The organism is Colwellia sp. BRX8-4 (genome assembly GCF_014077345.1).
GTDB lineage: Bacteria > Pseudomonadota > Gammaproteobacteria > Enterobacterales > Alteromonadaceae > Colwellia_A.
Genome location: NZ_JACGVS010000003.1, coordinates 290,540 through 311,600, shown reverse-complemented (window position 1 = coordinate 311,600; position 21,061 = coordinate 290,540). Strand labels below are relative to the sequence as shown.

Here is a 21,061-nt window from a genome sequence, read left to right as displayed (position 1 = left end):
AGCGCGCACACGGTAAAGCAAATGCCCAAGCTTGTTTGAATAGCGCGTAAACATAACTACATACTAAGACAGCAAGAAAAATACAGCTACCTTGGGGGAGAAGTAAAGCTTGCCTGAAATTCACTCATTTAATCAACATCTATAAAAATCGATATACAAAGGCTTACAAGATGAAATACATGCATTGTTGTTGGCCAATGGATAGCCGTGTTTCAGAGCATTATTATTGTGCAGCATTATCATGGGTGGCATAGTAACTTTTGATCGACTTCTATAAAAGTCGATAGGCAAAGGCTTACTAGATGAAGTACATGCCTTGTTGTTGACCAATGGATAGCGTGTTTCAGAGCATTATTATTTTGTAGCATTATCATGGGTGGCATAGTAACTTTTGATCAACATCTATAAAAGTCGATAGGCAAAGACTTACAAGATGAAGTACATGCCTTGTTGTTGACCAATGGATAGCAGTGTTTCAGAGCATTATTATTTTGTAGCATTATCATGGGTGGCATAGTAACTTTTGCATAAAAAACACATTATAATTGTTAATACACATAACTTTATTGAGTCTAATTTGTACTAGCTTTTATAAATACATAATGTAATTATAAATCCATTAGTTTTAATTTTTTTAGGAGATTGGCAATTACCTCTAGTTTTTTAAAAGGCAAATTATCCAAAGACCTTCTGTATCGTATTTTATTAATTAGTGGAATATGTTCTGTCATATCAATATCCATACAATTAATTATCGAGTATGAATATGAAAAAAGAATACTTGATATTAACATTGAAGAAGTGGCTCACTCATATAAAGACATATTAAATTTACAAATATATGATTTTAATGATCCTGCTCTTCAAGAAACCTTAGATAGCATCGTAAATTTTGAAAGTATTTCTAGAGCAAGAATAAAGACAAAGATAGATGGTGTGGAAAATGCCATAAAAATGGAATCAGGTGAGCACCCGATAAATAATGAAACCTTTGGTTTTGGTTTAATCATCTCCGATGGGTATAATAATTTTGGAAATCCTATTTTACTTGAATTAGTTGCAAATTTGTCAATTGCAGAAAATAAAGTTGTAGATAAACTTTTTCTTATCGTCTTTTCTCAAGGAATTAAAACTTTTATTGTATCGTTGTTTATCTTACTTTTTATTCATCAGTTAGTAATTAGACACATACAAGAAATATCTAATTGGTTTGCTCTTTATGATCCAACATCCCCATTCACTCCCTTAAAAATTAATCCTAAGAGCAAAAAGAATAATGAATTAGATAACTTAAAAATATCTGTTAATGAAATGGGAAAACAAATATATCAACATGCAAGTTCACTAGAAAATATAGTTGCTCAACGAACTGAAGAATTAGAAAAATCTAAAAGCGAACTTGAAAAACTAGCATTCACCGACCATTTAACTGGTATCGCCAATCGAAATGCTTTTTTTAAGCAAGCTGATGAAGAGCTGGGTCGAGCTAGACGTTTGTCTTACGTGCTAGGTTTAATGATGCTAGACCTTGATAATTTTAAATCCATTAATGACAACTATGGCCATGATGCTGGTGATGAAGTGTTGAAAGTCATTTCAAAAGCAATGAATGATTGCCTACGTAAGCAGGATACATTGGGTCGTATAGGTGGAGAAGAGTTTGCAGTTATAGTTCCCGGTACAGATAAAGTTGGTATGCACAGGTTAGCAAAGCGTCTTCAAGCTTCTATAGAATTACAAAAATTTTCATTTTTAGGGGAAAATAAAAAGGTTACTGTCAGTATCGGCTACACCAAAGTTAACCAAAATGAGTTGTTTAAATCAGCACTTAAACGAGCTGACGAGCACCTTTATACAGCTAAAAATAACGGAAGAAACCAATTTATTACAGATAAAGAATTTGTACCAAGCATTGTAGGCTAAATATAAAACTCTATCGACTGCAATAGGCTCTGATTTGCTGTTAGTAGCTTATAAACTAATGTTAGCAATTTACTATCAGCTGGCCTAAAAAAAAACCAGTCGCTAACGCAAACAACGAGAACGCAGAAGACGTTAACACCGTCATTTCAGGATGTGTTTTGAATGATGATTAAGGTTCATTTATGCCAGTTGAAGTCAGGTTCCAACTTTATTTAGAGTGTCTCTGGTACTTTATTAATAAATAAAAACTTACTGCCCCATTTGTTTCGATCTTTATTTAGCTTATTCAGATACTCATAAAATTAAATCGTTGCAGGCCAAACACCGCTAATTAATGATAAAAAAGCAACGTCGCTAGCATGGACTTATACCTAAATCATTAAGATAGAATTAAAATGTTATGAGTATATTCATTTAAATCGTAATAATTTATTGACAGATAGAGCAAAACATCTTAAAAATAGAGGCATAAATAACTTTTCTTCGGATTCAATTTACAATGAATGTTACATTTTTACTCATTACACTCCTCTCTGTCGTCGTGGTCATTAAACCATTGCGGAGTTGGTGTTGTGTGTAAGAAAAGTTATTAAATAACAAATACAATAAACCCTCGCTCTGCACAAGACCGAGGGTTTTTTTATTGTTGAAACTTAGTTTAACCATACTTTATAGAAGGCAAGCTCATGACAAAGAAGCAATTCACTGGTGCACAGATGGTAGTAAAAGCATTAGCGGCACTCGACGTGAAGTACATTTTCGGCTACCCCGGTGGTACTGTTTTAGATATTTACGATGCCTTATTTCAGCAAACAGACGTTGAGCATATCTTAGTACGTCATGAACAAGCGGCAACTCATATGGCCGATGGGTTTGCTCGGGCCACCGGCGAGGTAGGTGTCGTACTTGCCACATCTGGTCCTGGGGCAACAAACTGTATAACGGGTATTGCGACCGCTTACATGGATTCAATTCCTATGGTGGTGCTTTCAGGACAAGTACCGACCACACTTATTGGCGATGATGCCTTCCAAGAAACTGATATTGTCGGCTGCTCTCGTCCCATCGTTAAGCACAGCTTTAACTGCCGGGTGGTTGAAGATATCCCTAATATTATTGCTAAAGCTTTTTATATTGCCAGCACTGGAAGACCGGGACCTGTGGTTATTGAGCTGCCCAAAGACTTATTAATGCCAACCAGCATGGGCGAATTTCATATTGAAACTGATGTTAAGATGCGTTCATACAATCCAAGCATTAAGGGTCACCCTAAACAAATAAGAAAAGCCGTTAAAGCGATGACTACGGCTAAAAAGCTGGTTGTTTATTCCGGGGGTGGTGTCATTATCGCCAATGCATCAGGCTTGTTAACAAAACTTGTTGAAAAGTTAGATGCCCCAATTACCAATACCTTAATGGGTTTAGGTGGCATTTCAGGCACTCATAAAAACTATATTGGTATGTTAGGCATGCATGGTTCAGTTGAAGCCAACAAAACGATGGCAAATGCTGATGTCATTCTTGCACTTGGTGCTCGCTTTGATGATCGTGTCACAAATAATGTTAAGAAATTTTGTCCCGATGCCAAGATAATTCATGTTGATATTGATCCGACTTCTATTTCGAAAACCATAAATGCTCATATCCCGGTTGTTGGCCAACTTGAGGTCGTGTTACAACAGTTATTAGATGAATTAGCGGCAACAGACTTCGAGCCTAATAAAGAAGAAAGAATGCAGTGGTGGCAAGAAGTTAATAACTGGCGCGACATTAACCGCGTAGCTTATGTCCAAGAAGGAGACCAAATAAAACCTCAGCGTGTTATCGAAGCTATGTATAAAATTACCCAAGGTGAAGCATATGTTTGCTCTGATGTCGGTCAACATCAGATGTTTGCCGCACAATACTACCCGTTTGCTAAACCTCGCCAATGGATAAACTCTGGTGGTCTAGGCACAATGGGCTTTGGCTTACCTGCTGCTATGGGGGTTAAATTAGCCTTCCCTGAAAGTCATGTTATTTGCATAACGGGTGATGGCTCTATTCAAATGAATATTCAAGAGCTTTCAACTTGCCTACAGTACAACTTACCTGTGGTAATTATTTCATTAAACAACCGCTCATTAGGTATGGTTCGCCAATGGCAGGATATGGTTTATGGCGGTCGTCATTCATCTTCCTATATGGAGTCGCTTCCTGACTTTGTAAAACTTGCTGAATCATATGGTCATGTAGGTATGCAGATAAACCATTTAGATGAATTAGAAGATAAGCTAACCGAAGCCTTTGCGATTAAAAATCGTTTAGTTTTTGTAGATGTATTAGTTGACGAAAACGAACATGTTTACCCAATGCAGATAAGATTGGGCGCAATTGATGATATGTGGATAAAAAAAGGAGTAAAAGCATAATGCGCAGAATTTTAGCTGTTTTATTAGAAAACGAACCGGGCTCTTTATCACGTATTGTTGGCTTATTTTCTCAACGAGCCTTTAATATTGAAAGTTTGACAGTGGCTCCCACTGAAGATCCAAGTTTGTCGCGTATTACTATAGCAACACGAGGCGACGATAGAGTACTAGAGCAGATCGTCAAACAAGTTAATAAACTCATTGATGTCATCAAAATTACCGACTTAACCGAGCGTAGCCATGTTGAACGTGAACTACTGCTGATCAAAGTTTTGGCGATGAATGATAAATCACGCACTGAAGTTAAGCGTATTACCGATATTTTCAGGGGTTCAATTATCGATATTGGTAAGCAAGTTTATACCATTCAATTAACCGGCGATGCTGAAAAGCTTAATGCTTTTATCACGACACTCGCCAATGAAACAGAGATAATTGAATCGGTGCGTTCTGGCTGTGTCGGTATTGCCCGTGGTGAAAAAGCGCTTAGGATATAACGAACACTGAAGTTTAAAAACCAAGCAACCTGCTTGGTTTTTTGTTTTATAATGAGCAGCCAATCATCAAAAGACAGATAATGAAAACGACTTTTTCTCTCGCAACTAAAAGTGATAAAAAATCACTGATGCGTTTTTATAAACAGCAAAATTACAGCGCAGGCCTAATGGGTTTAGACAACGCTTACTTGCTTAAGTGCTCATCAGAGATTATTGGCGCGGTTATAATTTCAACGCTGTCAGAAAATAGCCAACAATCGTTTTTACATGCATTGGTTATTGAACGGGCCTTTCGACAACAAACGTTAGCCTCACAGCTATTAACCTCTGCTTTCACTCAACATCAACACCAAGAAATCTTCTGTTTTGCTGATGAAACGCTAAATCACTTTTATCTGCAAAATGGCTTTGAAAAAATATCTGAACAACAATTACCTGAGCCACTGCTAGGAAGATTTCTAAGAGTAAAGAAAGCTAAAAAAAATTTATTAGCTTTCACTTGTAAGCCGCTTATTTTATAGAAAATTAACCATTAGTGCTTGCGGCTATAAGGGTGTTTTTTAATAAGCAGGCAATGGTCATTGGGCCAACGCCACCCGGTACCGGTGTTATCGCACCACAAACCGGTGCAACATTAGCAAAGTCGACATCACCAACGAGTTTAGCTTTGCCGTTCTCATCTTCTATATGGTTAATACCGACATCAATAACAGTTGCGCCTGGTTTTACCCAACTGGCTTGAACAAAATTAGCTCGGCCAACCGCCGCAATTAGAATATCGGCTTGCTGACAAATACCTGCTAGGTTTTTAGTGCGGGAATGAGCAATGGTTACTGTGCAATTTTCTTGTAGAAGTAACAAAGCAACAGGCTTACCAACGATATTAGAGCGACCAATGACAACCGCATGCAATCCTGATAAGTCTTCGCCTAAATGTTTTTTAGCCAATATAATGCAGCCTTGCGGCGTACAAGGCACTAATGCGCCTGGCTCGCCATTTAACAAGCGACCCGAGTTCATCGCATGAAAACCATCAACATCTTTATGCGGAGCAATAGCCGCAATAATAACGCTTTCATCAATGTGCTTTGGCAAGGGTAATTGTACTAAAATACCGTGCACCGCATCATCACTATTTAACTGTTGCAGCTCGGCTAATAATTGTATTTGGCTAGTGTCATGAGGCAATTTAATTTCGTTAGAAATCATGCCGACATCACGTGTCTGCTTTATTTTATTACGCACGTAAACTTCACTTGCTGGGTCTTCCCCAACGAGTACCACAGTTAAGCCTGGTACAATTCCCTTATCTTTTTTAAGGTGGGCGACTTGAAGCGTTAGTGTTTTTCGTAAATCAGCAGCTGCCTGCTTACCATCAATGATCATCTATATTTCACTTTATTAGAATTAGCGTTAGAAATTTGGGCAACGAGTCACGACTGAATTGAGCGTTAGCCGTCAACCCTTGTTGCTATCACTCTTTGCACTTACCTTTTAGATAGAGGAAAGCAAAGCATAAAATTAATCGATATCATTTAGCGGCCATGAAACAATGAAATCTTCAAAATATTCTATCGCTACATCGTCATCTTTAACTATTTTTCCTCGAACCGACATCCCCGCTTTATGCATGGCTGTCTTTTTGCCGTTGTTAAGCAGTGGATGCCACGAAGGCATGCCACGTCCCTCTTTTAGACGACGATAGGTACAACTAGGCGGCATGAAAAAAACACCGTCTAAATTTTCTTGTGTTAAGCGCACACAATCAGGCACTAAAGTGGTACGTTGTTCGTATTTTGAACATTGACAACTTTTTTCATTCAGTAAATGGCAAGCAATATTGGTGTAATGAATCTGCTCACCTTCGTTGATATAAGTGGTTGGCAGTAACTCAGTTTCCTGGGTTGTTTCATCATCATCAATAAACTTGTTTAGACAGCATTTAGCACAACCATCGCAAAGAGACTCCCACTCAGGTCGACTCATTTCTTCTAATTTTTTGGTTTGCCAAAAAGGAGCTTGTTCGCTCATAAATATCTTCTCTTTTATTTTCTCTGGTGAATCGAATGAATTTTACTGAATAGGTGGAAATTTTATTCTGTCTGATAAATGACCGACCGAGCTAACAAAATAATAAGATAGATTCCAATGCATTAGACTCTTATAATTATTATAAGCTAAATAAACACGGCCATTCTCGTCATCAGGAAATACTAGTGCAGCCTTAATGTCGACTTTAGGTAAGTGAGTACCATCGGCACGCCTAACACCTAAAGCTTGCCACTGTGCTAAGGTTTTTTCTGTTTTTTCCCAAGCTTTTAACCAGTTTGCTCGACTACCCGTATTTTTAGGGATAGCCAACGACTTATCGAAATCTGCTGGTAATTTAACCTGTCTACCCCAAGTTAATTCGTCGCTCCAACCTTCTTTTTTAAGATAGTTAGCCATAGACGAAAACACATCGTCTAAATTGCCCCAGATATCTTTCTTGCCATCGCCATCTCCGTCGACCGCAAAAGCAACAAACGAGGTTGGCATAAACTGATTTTGCCCCATAGCACCCGCCCAAGAGCCTTTCATCTGTTTAACACTGATATGTCCCTGTTGAACAATAGTTAACGCAGCCCAAAGTTGTTTCTTAAAAAACACTTCACGGCGGCCTTCATACGCAAGCGTGGTTAATGCCGAAATAACATTATAATTACCCATGATTTTACCGAAGTTTGTTTCTAACCCCCATAACGCCACGATAAAACGGGGTTGAACGTTATATTCTTTACCAATTTTTGTTAACAAGGGTAAATGTTCTTTATACAGTGCACGCGCTTTATTAACTTTCCAGTCAGGAACACGTTTTGGTAAATAAGTATCTAAAGTTTCAACAGTTTCTGGCTGAGAACGATCGGCTTTTACCGCACGCTGGTGAAATTTGACCTGTGAAAAGGCGTTATTAACAAGTGCCGTGTCATAGCCCTTGTCCAGCGCTTCTACTTTGAGTGTGGCAACATATATCTCAAAACCCGCTGCGCTTAGATTTTTTTTTGCCGCTTGAGCAGAGCTAGTTAAACAAAGCAAAATACAACAACTCATTAGCACACTATATTTTTTAATATCAAAGCAAAACGACATGTAACACTCCTTAATCATCATTGTTATTTTTTATTTTCATTTCCGTTTTATGTTGGTCAAGTAAGTTTTCTACGGGTGGTGGAAGCTGTAAGTAAAACCCTTGCTCATTTAAATTTGCTTTTACTTTTTCAATGTCTGCTAGTGCCAGCTTTTCTTTTTTTGCTAAATTCATCACAGTAACAAGTGTTGGCGTACCAAAAATCGACATCAAGGGTGCCGGTACTGATGAGAAATCATTACGTTGTTTAACAAAAAGATATGTTTGCGCTTTTTTAGTACTTTTATAAATGGTACACAGCATAAAGTAGACCTATGTTTTTAGTTGTAGTGTTTTAAAATGCCTAATAGACAGTTTATTTAAAATCATTTTTAGCGAATAAATTTAATTGCTCACCGAACAAGGTTTTACGCCAGCCCGACAATATATCAATCGATTCACTATACTCGGGCGCATTATGTAATTTAAAATGCCATGACAAAAATTGATTAATTTGTTTTTTCGAGGCTAAATTTTCAGGGGTAAGTTCAGCGTTTAGCGCTTGTTCAGCGACAAAGTTTTTCACTTTCTTAAAGATTTGTTTATAACCCGGATATTCATCAAGACGAAAAATTTTCTCTGGGTATTGACCACAATCTTCTTGCTCAGCCTTTTTTAAAACCATCAACATTGTTTTGCCCTTGTGGCGAACATCAAGCATTTCGACGCCTTCAAGGTTGGCCATAACCGCAACGTTATCAGGGTTATGAACCGCTAAAGCAAACAAGGTGTGATCTTTAGCAATAAAGCCTATCGGCATATCACGACTCTTAGCTTGCTGAAAACGCCAACTGGCTAAGTGTTGCAAGATGTACAGTTGCTTGGCGCTAAGTTTCCAGCTTAACTTGATATTACGATATAATTTACTTTCATCGATAGGCGTAAATTTTTTCTCTATCAGTAAATCACTTTCTTCCTGCGCAGCATCGAGCCAGCCTTTTTGCTCAAGTTCATCACGAATACGCGGGTAAAGTTGAAATAGATACTCGACGTCTGCTTGCGCATAATCAAGCTGTTTAGCACTTAAAGGACGCTTCATCCAATCGGTTCTAGACTCTGACTTATCAACTTCTATATCAAGATAATGGTTGACCATTGCGGCATAGCCCATTGATAAACCATGACCAAGAAACGACATCATTATTTGACTGTCAATTAAGTTAACCGGACGACAATTTGCCGCAGTCAGAAAAACTTCTAAGTCTTCTGAGCAAGCATGCAGTACCTTGCAAATTTTTTCATCGGTTAGTAGCTGCCAAAAGGGTGATAAATCATCTATCGCAACGGGGTCAATTAACGCTAAATTTTCCCCGTCGTTCACTTGAATAAGACCTAATTTAGGATACAAGGTACGAGTACGAACAAATTCGGTATCTATTGCCAAAAAGTCTGCTTGCGCAAGTTTCTGACAAAGTACAACCAATGAGGCATGATCTTCTACGTAAGTTTTATTCAAGTTTATCCCTTAAAAAATTAATGACAGCTTATGCAACAATATCAACAAAAGACTAACGGCGACGACGCGTTGCTTGTTGACTTCTTTGTTGATGTTTTTTCACTGAGCGGCGAATACGACGGCTTTTGGCATTATCCATCACTTTTTCGTCCACTTTTACTTTGCTTTGTGTTTCAACAGGCAAACCCACTAATTTACGGTAGTAATTGACTTCAGGTAAAGCTAACTCAGTCCAACCACCATTAGGTAATTGTCGTTTCATTTCCATATCGCCATAGCGCACACGAATTAGACGGCTGACTTGAACTTCTTGGCTTTCCCATAAACGGCGAACTTCACGGTTACGCCCTTCAGAAAGTACCACATGAAACCAATGATTACGGCCTTCACCACCTTTGTAAGTGATCTTTTGAAACTTCGCCGGTCCATCTTCCAATTTAACACCCGCACGCAATGTTTGCAGCATGGCTTCATTGACTTCGCCAAAGACACGCACTGCATATTCACGTTCAACTTTTTGTGAAGGATGCATTAAACGATTAGCAAGCTCACCATCTGTGGTAAATAACAGCATACCCGAGGTGTTAATATCTAATCGACCAACAGCAACCCAGCGACTATTCTCTAGTGGCGGTAAACGATCAAAAACCGTTGGACGGCCTTCAGGATCTTTACGGGTACACATTTCGCCTTCGGGCTTGTTGTACATAATGACACGACATAAATCGTCTTCTTTAGGTTTTAACTTAACGATGTGACCATCAAGACGAATTTGCTCACTTCCTTCGATGCGATCCCCTAAAAAAGCGGTTTTTCCATCAACACTGATACGACCAGCACTAATGAAGGTTTCCATTTCACGGCGTGAACCTTTACCGGCACGGGCAAGGACTTTTTGTAATTTTTCAGACATGGCTTTAACTCTCTTTACGTCAGTAACTTCACGGTGTTTTCCGCTACGTTGCTGTCTCTAAAATAAATAGTGTTTGTATATTTTTATTAATACGGGTGCTGTTGCTATAACTAAACCAATGCTTGCAAAGGTTTATCTATAGCGCCTAAATCAGCCATAGGCAATAATTCGGGTAACTGGCTTAATGAAGTTAATGAAAAATAATCTAAAAATGCTTTTGTGGTCGCATATAACGATGGCCGCCCAGGCACTTCTTTATTACCAACCACTTTCACCCAGTTTCTTTCTAATAATGTTTTCATTATATAACTACTTACCGCTACTCCGCGAATCTCTTCAATTTCGCCGCGGGTTATTGGCTGTTTATAAGCAATAAGGGCAAGCGTTTCTAAAAGTGCTCGCGAATACTTAGGCGTTTTTTCTTTGGTGAGCTTAGCAACAAAAATAGCTAAGTCTTCATTAAGCTCACTAATCGTTTCAAATCGGTAACCTGAAGCAACCTGCACCAAGTTAACCCCTGAATTTTTATATTTTATCACCAATTCACCAATGACATCACGAATTTGCTGGTGATTTAGCTGATAATTAACTAATAACTCTGTTTTTATTTGCTTAACACTCAAAGGTCCATCACTAACAAAAAAAGCCGCTTCAATAAGTTTAGCTATTTTTATTTTTTCAACAGTTGTCATACTGGTAAACGCACTCTTAATTGACCAAAAATGGTAGTTTGTACACATTCTATCAAACTTTCTTTGATCAACTCTAAAATAGCTAAAAAAGTTACCACAACACCTTGTCTGCCCTCAACGACTGTAAACAAAGCGCTAAATTCAACAAAAGCTGAGCTATTTTCGGCAGCACACTTTAACTGCGCTAATATTGATGACATCCGCTCTCTGGTTGATAAAGATTCTTTTTCTATATGGTGATGTTCGAGTGCTTTGGTACGTTTAAGTACTCCTTGTAAAGCACTAACAAGTTCACTTAAGTCGACATCAGCCTGAAAAACGGCGGCTTGAAAATCTTCAGATAATTCAACATTCCCTTGAAAAAAATCACGTTCAAGACGAGGAATTTGATCAAGTTGTTGTGCAGCACTTTTGATCACCTCATATTCTTGTAAACGACGTACTAATTCGGCACGTGGGTCTTCATCCTCATCAGCTACCGCTTGTTTTGGTAATAATAAACGTGACTTTATTTCCATTAAAATGGCAGCCATGACTAGGTATTCTGCCGCTAATTCCATTTTAATTTCTTTCATCAATTCAATGTATTGCATATATTGTGTGGTAATGGGCGCAATAGGCATATCTAGAATATCAAATTTTTGCTTACGAATAAGGTAAAGCAATAAATCAAGTGGTCCTTCAAATGACTCTAAAATAACCTCTAAGGCATCAGGCGGAATAAATAAATCTTTTGGCTTATTAACCACCACTTCACCACGGATCAATGCCAGCGGTAATACTTGCTGAACCATCTCTCGTGGCATAGTTTTTTCTTTTGAATTAGCGGGCTGACTCACTCGTTATTAATCCATAATAAGTTGTAGTTATTCAAAGGGGCTTGGGTCGCCTTCACCGACTCGAATAACTTTCACTTCATCATCAGAAAAATCAATGACGGTGGTTGGGTGCTCACCCAAGTGCCCACCATTAATGATTAAATCAACTTGGTGCTCTAAAATATCGCGAATGTGCTCAGGGTCATACTCTGCTCGTTCTTCACCCGGCATAATTAGCGTTGTCGACATAATAGGCTCTTGCAGCTCAGCCAGTAAGGCTTGCACTATGGCATTATCAGGCACCCGAATACCTATGGTTTTTCTTTTCGGATTTAATAACCGTTTAGGTACTTCTTTTGACCCTTTAAAGATAAAGGTATAAGGACCTGGGGTATTACTTTTTAATAACCGATAGGCGCTGTTATCAACACGGGTATACTCAGATAATTCAGATAAATCACGGCACACTAAGGTGAAATTATGATCTTTATCGATATTTCGGATATTACAAATACGTTCAAGCGCTTTTTTGTCGCCGATATGACAACCTAAAGCATAGCCTGAATCAGTAGGGTAAACGATAACACCACCTTGTTGGATAATGGCCGCCGCTTGCTTCATCAAACGACCTTGCGGATTATCTGGGTGTACATAAAAAAACTGACTCATAAATTTTCTCCACTAAGATGTTGATGTTAATTTCGGTGTTACTTTAGGTGTTAATACGGTTGTTAAGCTTACTACTCACTTACGACTAGCTCGGGTATACTTATCTTGCTCACTTAGTAACTCACTTAACGGCGTTAGGCCAAAGATCCCAAATGGGTTTCACCTGATCGGGCATACGTAAATTACGACCTAAATCACTCCATCGCGTTGGATAATGAAAGTCTGAGCCCATGGATGCATGTAAATCATATTCTAAACAAAAGCTTAGCATTAATTTTCGTTGTTCGTTAGCCATTTGCGGTAATACTATTTCTAAACCATCACCTTTTGCCGCTTTAAACTGCACCACTAAGCGGCGTAACCATTTGGTTGATAAGTCATATCTAACCGGATGGGCAATCACCGCATTACCACCGGCGTGATGAATCGCGGCAATCGCTTCTTCAATAGAACACCAGTTTGGCTTTACAAACGCGCGTTGGCCTTTGCCAATGTATTTATCAAAGGCTTTTTGCATATGATCAACATGGCCTTCTTGCAATAATATTTTAGCAAAGTGTGCCCGCGTTATAGAGCCTTGCCCTGCAAGCTCTTTCGCTTGCTCGTAGATGCCAGGGAAGCCACATTTGGTGAGTTTTTCACCCATGGTGGTGGCACGTAATTCTCTTGCTGCTTGCTGGCTGGCAATTAACGTTTGTAATTGTTCATTATTTTCATCGATGTTTAAGCCAACAATATGAATTTCAAAACCATGCCAGCTGGTTGATATTTCGATGCCATTGATGATGGTTAATGGATGATTTTTTTCTAGAATATAATCTTTAGCTATAGATAAACCTTTAAGCGTATCGTGATCGGTAATAGCTAAAACATTCAATTGGAAGTTAACCGCCCGTTCAACAAGCTCTTGCGGCGTCAGTGTTCCATCAGAACATTTAGTATGACTGTGCAAATCGACCCGTAGGCTATAATAATCAGCTAAATCAGAGGTTGACAATACAGTCATAATCGGTTCTTCTATAGGGGAATTAATTGCTAAGGCAATTTTACTGAGATGAAGACAATAATGATACAAGTAAAACAAACTATTTCGATGAATTGTTGGTGGCATAAATCTGCATAAGTGGGTTGTGATGTTTACTTGTACGTAAAAATTCAAAAAGCCTGCTTATTTCATAATGAGTGGGCTTTTTACTTTTTAGCTCAAAGCTAAAGTACTATGGCGAAAAAACATGATTATTACGCGCGTTAAAAGTTGGTTTATATGGTGGCTATTGCCTATTTATGCAGGTTGACCATTAATTTAAATTAGACGTTAAAAGCTAGGAAAGAATATGAATCATCAGAATACGCTTACCATAGATAAGCAAACTGGCAGTGTTACCACACTATCAGAAACCGTTAAATATCAGACCGATCCCCTGGCGATATTTCACCAGTTAAGCCAAAACAGCGACAATAACTTATTATTAGAATCGGCTGAAATTGATAAAAAACATCAATTAAAAAGCTTATTACTTACCGATGCGGCATTAAAAATAACCTGTCATGGTAATCTTGTTACGTTTGAAGCATTAACAAACAATGGTCAATCGGCCCTTGAGTTTGCGCAACAGCATTTAGCTGAACACGCTACGTTAAGCGTTAAAGATAAAACACTTAGCGCCATTTTCCCTGAACTGACTCAACAACTGGATGAAAAATCGCGCTTACTCGCTATTAATCCTTTTCAAAGTTTACGCTTATTTAATAAGCTTAAAAATAGCAATAATCACCCTTTTGCGATATTTTTAGGTGGAGTCTTCGCCTTTGATATGATGTCGATGACCGAGCAATTACCGACAGTAAGCCAAGGTGATAATACCTGCCCAGACTTCGTCTATTATTTGGCTGAAACTGTTGTGGTTATCGATCATGAAGCGCAATCAACTGAAGTTATTGGTAATATTTTTTCAGGAGAAGCGGCCAATCATAATCTAGTGACAATTCGTCAACGGTTAGCCGATATAAAAAATATTTTGGCCCAACAATATATTGCTCAAGAAAGACCTTATGACAAGCCGATTGAAAAAAGTGAAGTTAGTAGCGACATCTCAGATCAACAGTTTTGTGACACGGTTAATCAGTTAAAAGAAAATATTCGCGCCGGTGATATTTTTCAAGTGGTACCTTCTCGTACCTTTACGCTAAAGTGCTCAAATACCTTAAATGCTTACAAAGCGTTAAAGCAAAGCAACCCTAGCCCTTATATGTTTTACCTAAAAGACAGCGAATTTTGTATTTTTGGTGCTTCTCCAGAATCTGCATTAAAATATCAACATAAAAATCGTCAAGTAGAAATTTATCCCATTGCCGGAACTCGTCCGCGCGGACTTAATAAAGACGGTTCAATTTCACTTGATTTAGACAGTCGTATTGAACTTGAATTACGATTAGATAAAAAAGAATTAGCCGAGCACACTATGCTGGTTGATTTAGCCCGCAACGATATTGCCCGCGTTAGTCAAGCAGGTACTCGCTATGTTGCTGACTTATTAAAAGTTGACCGTTACTCTCATGTTATGCATTTGGTCTCTAGAGTTTGTGGCACCTTAGCGCTTGATCTTGATGCTCTGCACGCTTATCAGGCTTGTATGAATATGGGCACTTTATCGGGAGCCCCCAAAGTAAAAGCGACACAATTAATTCGAGAAGTAGAAGGCAAACGTCGAGGGAGTTATGGCGGCGCGGTTGGCTATTTAACCGGTGACGGTGAAATGGATACCTGTATTGTTATCCGCTCTGCTTTTGTTAAACACCGTATCGCGCATGTTCAAGCGGGTGCCGGTGTTGTTTACGACTCAGATCCCCAGTCAGAAGCCAATGAAACCAAGCAAAAAGCACAAGCGGTCATTAATGCCATTCAACATGCAGAACGGTTTACTGTTGAGATCACCGCCGCACCGAGTAGCGACAGCGCTAACCTAAACACCCCGTGCAAGGAGAGTAATCATGCATAGTCATCAAGAACCCGCTATTAATGGCAATGTTAGAATCTTCATGCTCGACAACCTCGATTCTTTTACTTACAACTTGGTCGATGAATTTCAATGTTTAGGATTTGAACCGACCATTTATCGAAACACTCTATCGGCAGATTTTATCTTTGAACAAATGCAAAAATCCACCGATCGAGTATTACTCGTATTATCGCCCGGTCCAGGAGAACCCAATAAAGCCGGCTGTTTAATGGCATTAATAGCCAAATGTGCCGGTAAATATCCAATCTTAGGCATTTGTTTAGGCCATCAAGCCTTAGTTGAACACTATGGCGGTAAAGTTATCCGTGCACCTGAAATTGTCCATGGTAAAGCGTCGAGTATTACTCATCGTCAAACCGGTGTTTTTGACCAGATAAATCACCCCTTACCTGTGGCGCGCTATCATTCACTGATAGCAAGTGAAGTCCCTAATACCATTGATATTATTGCTGAATATATAACATCTGAACAAATCAGTTTACCAATGGCCATTGAGCATAAGACGGACGTAGCCTTAGGATTTCAATTTCATCCAGAGTCAATCCTAACGACTTATGGCGGCACGTTATTAGCGCAAACTATTGATTATTTACTGGCTTCACCACACAAAGCAGCGGAAGGTTCTTATGAGTAAAATTTTACAACAACTTGTTGATGGAAATGATATTAGTCAGACTGAAGCTGAAGATTTTTTTAAAAATATGATCAAAGGTGAAGTTGAGCCCGTACTGTTAGCAAGTGTATTAACTGCCTTAAAAATAAAAGGCGAAACGGCTAACGAAATTTCAGGTGCTGCCCTAGCAGTAAGAGGCTCAGCAACACCATTTCCACAGCAAGAGCATAACGTTGCTGACTGTGTAGGTACCGGTGGCGATGGCGCGAATACCATTAATATATCAACTACCGCGGCAATTTTAGCCGCGGCATGTGGCTTAAAAATGGCGAAACACGGTAACCGAAGTGTTTCTAGCATGTCTGGCTCCGCAGATTTATTGGAAGCCTTTGGCGTCAATTTAATGATGTCGCCAACGACAGCAAGTGCGTGTTTAGCGCAAACAAATTTATGTTTCTTATATGCTCCGGCTTATCACCCGGGTTTTAAACATGCAGCTCCGGTTAGAAAATCTATGGGTGTGCGCACTTTATTTAATATATTAGGGCCATTAGTAAATCCTGCTTCACCGAGCACCATGTTACTCGGTGTTTATACACCAGCGCTTATCGATGTAATGGCAAAAAGTTTACTGTTAACTGGGGTTAAACGTGGTTGGGTCGTTCACGGTAGCGGTTTAGATGAAATTGCCTTACACGGCGAAACGCAAATTAGCGAGATAGCCAATGGTCAGTGTACAAGCCGAACCATTTCTCCCGCTGATTTTGGCTTACCCAGTTACACATTAGAAGATATTAAGGGCGGTACGCCACAAGAAAATGCTGACTATATTCGCGCAATTCTTAGTGGTAATGGCAAGGCTGCTCATAATGCCGCTGTCATTATTAATTGTGCCGCATTATTGTACCTACATGATAAAGCAACTGATTTAAAAATAGCCGCTAACATGGCAAGAGAAGTATTAGCTTCAGGTAAAGCATTAACGACTTTAGAAAATATGGTCGTGATTTCAAACTCAAATTTAGACTCAAAGGCAATGGCATAACATGGCAAATGTATTAGAAAAAATTGTTGCTGATAAACGTATCGAAATAGCGCAACGTAAAATTGATTTTCCATTAAGTGAATTTATTGACACTTTAGTACCCACTCAAAAAGATATGTACGGTGCACTTGATAGAAAAAAAGGTCACGCGCATGCTGGCTTTATTTTAGAGTGTAAAAAGGCTTCGCCATCGAAAGGTTTAATACGCGAAAATTTTGACCCTAAGGCTATTTGCCAGATTTACGATAAATATGCTGCCGCTATTTCTGTTTTAACCGATGAAAAATACTTTCAAGGCACTTTTGAATATTTAAAAATAGTGACTGACTCGGTAAATTGTCCAGTACTTAATAAAGATTTCTTTGTTGATGCCTATCAAGTTTATTTGGCGCGATATTACGGTGCTGATGCGATTTTATTGATGCTAAGCGTTTTATCAGACCAAGAATATAAAGACTTATCTGCTATCGCTGAGCAATATAACTTAGCGGTCTTGACTGAAATATCTAATGATGAAGAGCGCGATCGAGCCATTGATTTAGGCGCTAAACTTATTGGCATTAACAACCGAGATTTACGCGACTTATCCACCGATATCGCTCGAACCTTTGACTATGCGCCGACACTGCCTGCTGATCGCATCGTTATATCTGAATCGGGTATTTATACCAACGAACAAGTTCGCGAGTTAGCGCCAGCAGTTGATGGCTTCTTAGTGGGTAGTTCAATCATGGCAGAAGATGATATTGATTTAGCTTGTCGTAAACTCATTTATGGCAATAATAAAGTCTGCGGCTTAACACAAGTTGACTATGCCCAAAGTGCTGTTGATGCCGGCGCACAATTTGGTGGCTTAATTTTCGCTGAAAAGTCGCCAAGGTATGTTAACGAACAACAAGCAAAAATGATTGTCGAGCAGGTTCCCTCTTTACGTTACGTTGGCGTGTTTGTTAATCATGCCATTGAAGAAGTGGCGAAACTTGCACACAAGCTAAACTTATTTGCGGTGCAACTTCATGGTAATGAAACTTCACAATATATCGCTTCATTGCAGCCATTACTTCCAAAAGGCTGCCAAAGTTGGAAAGCTTTGCCGGTCGAAGACGAAGTACCTGAGTTAATGAGTAATGCGCAGTTTTATGTCTTAGACGGCAAAAATGCCGGCAGTGGTGAAACCTTTAATTGGCGAGCGTTAGCCGATTCTGGGCAAGACTTAAGTCATTGTTTTCTAGCGGGCGGGTTGTCTATCGATAATATAGCGCAGGCGGTTAGCCAGAAAACAACACTAGATTTATTTGGTTTGGATCTCAACTCAGGCGTTGAAACAAGCCCAGGCGTTAAAAGCCGCGAAAAACTTCAACAAGTTTTCGCCGCCATTAGACACTATTAATAAGACCGAACACACAAATTAAGTGAATATTTATACGCTATAAATAACTCACTTAATTCATGTAACTCGTATAAAGCATTAGGAATAAAGAAAATGACAGATCAAACAATTAAACAAGAGACAACCCAAGTAAAAGCAACTTTACCAGCCTATTTTGGCGAATTTGGTGGTATGTTTGTTGGTGAATTATTAGTCCCTGCCCTTGAGCAGTTAGAGCAAGCATTTATTGACTCACAACAAGACGAGAGCTTTTTAACTGAGTTTAATGACCTACTAACAAATTACGCGGGACGTCCGACCCCCCTGACCTTAACCCGGAATTTATGTAAAAATCCATTAGCTAAAATATATTTAAAGCGCGAAGACTTATTACACGGTGGCGCGCATAAAACCAATCAAGTCCTTGGCCAAGCATTACTCGCTAAACGTATGGGTAAAACAGAAATTATTGCCGAAACAGGTGCTGGGCAACACGGCGTAGCTACAGCTATCGCTTGTTCACTATTAGGTTTGAAATGTCGAGTTTATATGGGCGCATTAGACTGTGAACGTCAACAACCCAATGTATTTCGCATGAAATTAATGGGAGCAGAAGTTATCCCTGTTACTGCAGGCTCCGGCACCTTAAAAGATGCCGTAAATGAAGCTTTGCGTGACTGGTCTGCAAACTATGAAAACGCTCATTACTTGTTAGGCACAGCCGCAGGTCCTCACCCGTTTCCAACTATCGTTCGTGAATTTCAAAAAATGATTGGCGAAGAAGCTAAACAGCAAATCCTTAAACAAGAAGGTCGCTTACCAGATTATGTCATTGCTTGTGTGGGTGGTGGTTCAAACGCCATTGGTATATTCCATGATTTTATTAAAGAGAGCAGTGTAAAATTAATTGGTGTGGAAGCGGGTGGCAAAGGTGTTAATACCAACCAACATGGTGCAACTTTAGTTGCCGGTACAAAAGGTATGTTACACGGTAACTACACTTATATTATGCAAGATAAATCAGGACAAATAGAGGAGTCGTACTCGGTTTCAGCCGGTCTAGACTACCCAGCTGTTGGTCCGCAACATGCCTTTTTAAAAGATACGGGTCGAGCTCAATATGTGCCTATTAATGATGACGAAGCGTTATCAGCTTTTAAACTGTTAGCAATGAATGAAGGTATTATTCCAGCACTTGAACCATCACATGCCCTTGCTCATACGATTAAAATGGCGGAAGCGGTTACTGAGGAAACAGTATTTCTTGTTAATTTATCAGGGCGCGGTGACAAAGATTTAGCGCATGTGCAAACAGTGTTACAAGCTGAAAATGAAGCAAAAATTCAAGGAGAAGCAAAATGAGCTTAGACACAACGTCAAACAAGCAGATGACTACACGTTATCAGCAAACTTTTGCTGAATTAGCAAAAAAGAATCAAGGCGCTTTTATTCCGTTTGTGACCGTAGGCGATCCAAGTATTGAGCAGTCATTTGAAATAATCAAAGCTTTAATCGATGCTGGCGCAGATGCATTAGAATTAGGTATTCCATTTTCAGACCCAAGTGCTGATGGTATTACTATTCAAATGGCGGCATTGCGTGCACTCAACGCTGGGGTAGACACTGATGTTTGCTTAACTATTTTAGCAAAAGTTCGTGCTTACGCGCCTGAAATCCCAATCGGTTTACTACTTTATGGAAATTTAGTTTTTGCTCGTGGTATTGATGATTTTTATAAAGATATGGCTGCTGCTGGTGTTGATTCAGTGTTAATTGCTGACTTACCTTTGCGTGAAAGTGCCCCGTTCCGTGCTGCTGCACTAAAGTATGGTGTTGCGCCAATATTTATTGCTCCGCCTAACGGCAGCGAAGAAACATTAAAGCAGGTTGCAAAATATAGCTACGGCTATACCTACGTATTAAGTCGTGCGGGTGTAACGGGTGTGGATACGCCTAAAAGTGCATCGGTAGAAGCCACTAATCCTGCTATTCACTTAATTGAAAAGCTAAAGGCAAATAATGCCTCACCTGGCGTGATAGGGTTTGGTATTTCTAACCCAGAACAAGTTAAAGCAGCACTTGCAACGGGTGCCGCTGGCGCAATAAGTGGTTCTGCCGTGGTTAAAATCATTGAAAATAATCTTGATGATAACCAAGCAATGTTGGCGGCATTAACACGTTTTGTTCAAGAAATGAAAGCAGCAACGCGTTAATAAAAAACGCCTGTTTATTACCTATAAAATTAAATAAAGCCAGCTGAATTAACATAAGCTGGCTTTATTTTTATCACTATGTTTTGTTAACTTGCTAATAAAATCTTATTAACTATCACGTTTAAATAATAAATATAACGCTATTGCATTATTTATCACTAGCGGACGTTTAACTTCGTTAGTTTTTCAAAAATAGCTCGTCTGTTATCTAAACTTTAAAATCACACACCTAAATATATTAAGAATTACGATACCA

At 39.1% G+C, this 21,061-nt stretch carries 20 protein-coding genes; 10 read left to right on the top strand and 10 right to left on the bottom strand.

Annotated features, from left to right (window positions below; genetic code table 11):
* The first annotated feature begins 642 nt into the window (after positions 1–642).
* The 4 genes from H4J56_RS04795 to H4J56_RS04780 all read left to right on the top strand — a co-directional run bounded on the left by H4J56_RS04795 (position 643) and on the right by H4J56_RS04780 (position 5,352).
* The gene (locus H4J56_RS04795) at positions 643–1,923 is read left to right on the top strand and encodes a GGDEF domain-containing protein (RefSeq protein ID WP_259368153.1); all 1,281 of its coding nucleotides are present in this window, start codon (positions 643–645) and stop codon (positions 1,921–1,923) included.
* A 686-nt stretch (positions 1,924–2,609) separates the two neighbouring features.
* Positions 2,610–4,334 carry an acetolactate synthase 3 large subunit gene (locus tag H4J56_RS04790; RefSeq protein WP_070373994.1) on the top strand — a complete coding sequence of 575 codons (1,725 nt, stop codon included), beginning with the start codon at positions 2,610–2,612 and terminating at the stop codon, positions 4,332–4,334.
* Positions 4,334–4,831 carry an acetolactate synthase small subunit gene (ilvN, locus tag H4J56_RS04785; RefSeq protein ID WP_070373995.1) on the top strand — a complete coding sequence of 166 codons (498 nt, stop codon included), beginning with the start codon at positions 4,334–4,336 and terminating at the stop codon, positions 4,829–4,831. The genes H4J56_RS04790 and ilvN overlap by 1 nt, the downstream gene beginning before the upstream one ends.
* Before the next feature lie 80 nt (positions 4,832–4,911).
* Positions 4,912–5,352, top strand: coding sequence for a GNAT family N-acetyltransferase (locus tag H4J56_RS04780; protein WP_182215734.1), 441 nt, complete (start codon positions 4,912–4,914; stop codon positions 5,350–5,352).
* 4 nt (positions 5,353–5,356) lie between these two features.
* Here the strand turns inward: H4J56_RS04780 and folD are convergent, their stop codons facing one another.
* The 10 genes from folD to H4J56_RS04730 all read right to left on the bottom strand — a co-directional run bounded on the left by folD (position 5,357) and on the right by H4J56_RS04730 (position 13,551).
* Positions 5,357–6,217 carry a bifunctional methylenetetrahydrofolate dehydrogenase/methenyltetrahydrofolate cyclohydrolase FolD gene (gene folD / locus H4J56_RS04775; protein ID WP_182258943.1) on the bottom strand — a complete coding sequence of 287 codons (861 nt, stop codon included), beginning with the start codon at positions 6,215–6,217 and terminating at the stop codon, positions 5,357–5,359.
* A 135-nt stretch (positions 6,218–6,352) separates the two neighbouring features.
* The gene (locus H4J56_RS04770; RefSeq protein ID WP_070373998.1) at positions 6,353–6,862 is read right to left on the bottom strand and encodes a YcgN family cysteine cluster protein; all 510 of its coding nucleotides are present in this window, start codon (positions 6,860–6,862) and stop codon (positions 6,353–6,355) included.
* A gap of 42 nt (positions 6,863–6,904) precedes the next feature.
* The gene (locus tag H4J56_RS04765) at positions 6,905–7,960 is read right to left on the bottom strand and encodes a lytic transglycosylase domain-containing protein (RefSeq protein ID WP_182258942.1); all 1,056 of its coding nucleotides are present in this window, start codon (positions 7,958–7,960) and stop codon (positions 6,905–6,907) included.
* Positions 7,961–7,970: 10 nt separating this feature from the next.
* Positions 7,971–8,261, bottom strand: coding sequence for a YcgL domain-containing protein (locus tag H4J56_RS04760; RefSeq protein ID WP_182215728.1), 291 nt, complete (start codon positions 8,259–8,261; stop codon positions 7,971–7,973).
* Positions 8,262–8,313: 52 nt separating this feature from the next.
* Positions 8,314–9,453 carry a ribonuclease D gene (rnd, locus tag H4J56_RS04755; protein WP_070374001.1) on the bottom strand — a complete coding sequence of 380 codons (1,140 nt, stop codon included), beginning with the start codon at positions 9,451–9,453 and terminating at the stop codon, positions 8,314–8,316.
* A gap of 52 nt (positions 9,454–9,505) precedes the next feature.
* Positions 9,506–10,366, bottom strand: a complete 861-nt coding sequence (gene rluB / locus H4J56_RS04750; protein WP_070374002.1) for a 23S rRNA pseudouridine(2605) synthase RluB — start codon at positions 10,364–10,366, stop codon at positions 9,506–9,508.
* Positions 10,367–10,476: 110 nt separating this feature from the next.
* A complete protein-coding gene (gene scpB, locus H4J56_RS04745; RefSeq protein ID WP_070374003.1) occupies positions 10,477–11,058 on the bottom strand; it encodes an SMC-Scp complex subunit ScpB in 582 nt (193 codons plus the stop codon).
* On the bottom strand, positions 11,055–11,864 hold the full coding sequence (locus tag H4J56_RS04740) for a ScpA family protein (RefSeq protein ID WP_182215747.1): 810 nt from the start codon (positions 11,862–11,864) through the stop codon (positions 11,055–11,057). Before H4J56_RS04740 ends, scpB begins: the two co-directional genes overlap by 4 nt.
* A 60-nt stretch (positions 11,865–11,924) precedes the next feature.
* Positions 11,925–12,545 (bottom strand): L-threonylcarbamoyladenylate synthase, encoded by a 621-nt coding sequence (locus tag H4J56_RS04735; protein WP_070374004.1) that lies wholly within the window; start codon positions 12,543–12,545, stop codon positions 11,925–11,927.
* Positions 12,546–12,666: 121 nt separating this feature from the next.
* Positions 12,667–13,551 carry an RNase RNM gene (locus H4J56_RS04730; RefSeq protein WP_182215725.1) on the bottom strand — a complete coding sequence of 295 codons (885 nt, stop codon included), beginning with the start codon at positions 13,549–13,551 and terminating at the stop codon, positions 12,667–12,669.
* A 328-nt stretch (positions 13,552–13,879) separates the two neighbouring features.
* Here H4J56_RS04730 and H4J56_RS04725 point away from each other — a divergent pair, with 328 nt between their 5' ends.
* The 6 genes from H4J56_RS04725 (at position 13,880) to trpA (ending at position 20,805) form a co-directional block, all read left to right on the top strand.
* Positions 13,880–15,544 carry an anthranilate synthase component 1 gene (locus H4J56_RS04725; protein ID WP_182258941.1) on the top strand — a complete coding sequence of 555 codons (1,665 nt, stop codon included), beginning with the start codon at positions 13,880–13,882 and terminating at the stop codon, positions 15,542–15,544.
* Positions 15,537–16,199, top strand: a complete 663-nt coding sequence (locus H4J56_RS04720) for an aminodeoxychorismate/anthranilate synthase component II (protein WP_182230087.1) — start codon at positions 15,537–15,539, stop codon at positions 16,197–16,199. Before H4J56_RS04725 ends, H4J56_RS04720 begins: the two co-directional genes overlap by 8 nt.
* Entirely contained in the window at positions 16,192–17,223 is a 1,032-nt protein-coding gene (gene trpD / locus H4J56_RS04715; RefSeq protein ID WP_182215719.1) for an anthranilate phosphoribosyltransferase, read from the top strand. The genes H4J56_RS04720 and trpD overlap by 8 nt, the downstream gene beginning before the upstream one ends.
* A gap of 1 nt (position 17,224) precedes the next feature.
* The gene (gene trpCF, locus H4J56_RS04710; RefSeq protein ID WP_182221554.1) at positions 17,225–18,613 is read left to right on the top strand and encodes a bifunctional indole-3-glycerol-phosphate synthase TrpC/phosphoribosylanthranilate isomerase TrpF; all 1,389 of its coding nucleotides are present in this window, start codon (positions 17,225–17,227) and stop codon (positions 18,611–18,613) included.
* A gap of 93 nt (positions 18,614–18,706) precedes the next feature.
* A complete protein-coding gene (gene trpB, locus H4J56_RS04705; RefSeq protein ID WP_182215716.1) occupies positions 18,707–19,954 on the top strand; it encodes a tryptophan synthase subunit beta in 1,248 nt (415 codons plus the stop codon).
* On the top strand, positions 19,951–20,805 hold the full coding sequence (trpA, locus tag H4J56_RS04700; RefSeq protein ID WP_404842392.1) for a tryptophan synthase subunit alpha: 855 nt from the start codon (positions 19,951–19,953) through the stop codon (positions 20,803–20,805). The genes trpB and trpA overlap by 4 nt, the downstream gene beginning before the upstream one ends.
* Positions 20,806–21,061 lie beyond the last annotated feature (256 nt).

What these genes read in the sequence shown, in the direction of transcription:
- H4J56_RS04790 (WP_070373994.1), top strand. Translation starts at nt 2,610, where the DNA reads ATGACAAAGAAGCAATTCACTGGTGCACAGATGGTAGTAAAAGCATTA.
- ilvN (WP_070373995.1), top strand. Translation starts at nt 4,334, where the DNA reads ATGCGCAGAATTTTAGCTGTTTTATTAGAAAACGAACCGGGCTCTTTA.
- H4J56_RS04780 (WP_182215734.1), top strand. Translation starts at nt 4,912, where the DNA reads ATGAAAACGACTTTTTCTCTCGCAACTAAAAGTGATAAAAAATCACTG.
- folD (WP_182258943.1), bottom strand. Translation starts at nt 6,217, where the DNA reads ATGATCATTGATGGTAAGCAGGCAGCTGCTGATTTACGAAAAACACTA.
- H4J56_RS04770 (WP_070373998.1), bottom strand. Translation starts at nt 6,862, where the DNA reads ATGAGCGAACAAGCTCCTTTTTGGCAAACCAAAAAATTAGAAGAAATG.
- H4J56_RS04765 (WP_182258942.1), bottom strand. Translation starts at nt 7,960, where the DNA reads ATGTCGTTTTGCTTTGATATTAAAAAATATAGTGTGCTAATGAGTTGT.
- H4J56_RS04760 (WP_182215728.1), bottom strand. Translation starts at nt 8,261, where the DNA reads ATGCTGTGTACCATTTATAAAAGTACTAAAAAAGCGCAAACATATCTT.
- rluB (WP_070374002.1), bottom strand. Translation starts at nt 10,366, where the DNA reads ATGTCTGAAAAATTACAAAAAGTCCTTGCCCGTGCCGGTAAAGGTTCA.
- scpB (WP_070374003.1), bottom strand. Translation starts at nt 11,058, where the DNA reads ATGACAACTGTTGAAAAAATAAAAATAGCTAAACTTATTGAAGCGGCT.
- H4J56_RS04740 (WP_182215747.1), bottom strand. Translation starts at nt 11,864, where the DNA reads ATGCCACGAGAGATGGTTCAGCAAGTATTACCGCTGGCATTGATCCGT.
- H4J56_RS04735 (WP_070374004.1), bottom strand. Translation starts at nt 12,545, where the DNA reads ATGAGTCAGTTTTTTTATGTACACCCAGATAATCCGCAAGGTCGTTTG.
- H4J56_RS04730 (WP_182215725.1), bottom strand. Translation starts at nt 13,551, where the DNA reads ATGACTGTATTGTCAACCTCTGATTTAGCTGATTATTATAGCCTACGG.
- H4J56_RS04725 (WP_182258941.1), top strand. Translation starts at nt 13,880, where the DNA reads ATGAATCATCAGAATACGCTTACCATAGATAAGCAAACTGGCAGTGTT.
- H4J56_RS04720 (WP_182230087.1), top strand. Translation starts at nt 15,537, where the DNA reads ATGCATAGTCATCAAGAACCCGCTATTAATGGCAATGTTAGAATCTTC.
- trpD (WP_182215719.1), top strand. Translation starts at nt 16,192, where the DNA reads ATGAGTAAAATTTTACAACAACTTGTTGATGGAAATGATATTAGTCAG.
- trpCF (WP_182221554.1), top strand. Translation starts at nt 17,225, where the DNA reads ATGGCAAATGTATTAGAAAAAATTGTTGCTGATAAACGTATCGAAATA.
- trpB (WP_182215716.1), top strand. Translation starts at nt 18,707, where the DNA reads ATGACAGATCAAACAATTAAACAAGAGACAACCCAAGTAAAAGCAACT.
- trpA (WP_404842392.1), top strand. Translation starts at nt 19,951, where the DNA reads ATGAGCTTAGACACAACGTCAAACAAGCAGATGACTACACGTTATCAG.